General features: G+C 42.3%; 2 protein-coding genes. Both read right to left on the reverse strand.

From position 1 onward, the window contains the following. On the reverse strand, nucleotides 1-716 hold a 716-nt coding region (gene proC / locus ACOVO2_RS14710), incomplete at its 3' end, for a pyrroline-5-carboxylate reductase (protein WP_421770709.1). A 78-nt stretch (nucleotides 717-794) separates the two neighbouring features. Then, nucleotides 795-1,268 (reverse strand): RibD family protein (locus ACOVO2_RS14715; protein ID WP_421770710.1); only part of this gene is annotated, 474 nt, incomplete at its 5' end.

The raw sequence follows: 1,268 nt of genomic DNA on the forward strand, positions 1-1,268 counted from the left end.
CGTAAAGCGGCTTCGGTTGTTCCACCTTTTGAAGCAACAGCTTTTATCAAATCATCAAGGCTTTGCTCGGCATTATTGATGAGGTGATACGAACCCAACATCGTTTGCTTAACGAGCAAGCTGGCCATTCCTTCGTCAAAGCCCATTTTCTTGCCCGCCTCAATCATGTGCTTTACGATATAATAAAAATAAGCTGGCCCACTTCCACTCAATGCCGTAACGGCATCAATCATACCTTCGTCTTCCAAATAAACCGAACGGCCAGTTGCATTGATTAAGTTTTCAACTTTGCGGAGTTTCGGAGCATCAACTTCGGGCGAAGCCGTGAAACCAGTAATTCCCATACCCAACATTGCTGGCGTATTTGGCATGGCACGCACTACTAATTTATGGTCGAGAACAGTCTGTATTTTCGACATCGGTACACCCGCCATGATTGACAAAACCACTTGTTGTGGCTGAATAACGGCACGGAGTTCGTCTTGCACCGAAGCAAAATCCTGTGGTTTTACTGAAAGAATAATCAACTCATAATCAGCAATTTGCGAGTTAATCACACTCACAACCATACCTTCTTTGGCTGTGCGGAGTGCTTCGCTTCGCTCTTGACTTTTTTCGATAAGAAGTAAATTTTCTTTTTTTACTAAATCATACTGCAAAAACGAGCGAGCAAACGCCATACCCATATTTCCGCAGCCTACGATGGCAATTTTCATGATAACTGTTTTCTTTGGAGGAAGTATTTAAAATACAAAAATAGAATTTTGAAGGCATTAATCAGTAATAAATAACGCTTATTTATCTGACTGATAAATGGTTAGCTCATCATCCAACAGATTTTGCCGAGACATTATTGTAATATTTTTAGGCAAAACTGGTGCCAAAATTCCTTTTTTTAGTTGCTTTGGGCTTTTAAAAACCCTGATTTCATCAAATAGCTCTGCTTCAATAAAACTTTGTAGAAGTTGCGTTCCGCCTTCGATAATGATTGATTGTAGCCCCCCTGCCCCCGATGGGGGAGCTATTGACATCAGTTCTGTCATTATTGAATGTACATCTGGTAAATTTAAAGTTATCCCACCAGCCAAAGCTCCCCCATCGGGGGCGGGGGGGGCTGACGCTTCGAGGGCTGCTTTCCTACTTCCAATCACAATCCGTATGGGGTTTCGGCCTGTCCATTCTCTTACGTTTAGTTTTGGATTATCATGCAAAGCAGTATTTGTTCCGACCATGATGGCATCTTCTTCACTCCGCCATTTATGTGAAAG

This window comes from Emticicia sp. (genome assembly GCF_049241225.1).
Classification (GTDB): Bacteria; Bacteroidota; Bacteroidia; order Cytophagales; family Spirosomataceae; genus Emticicia.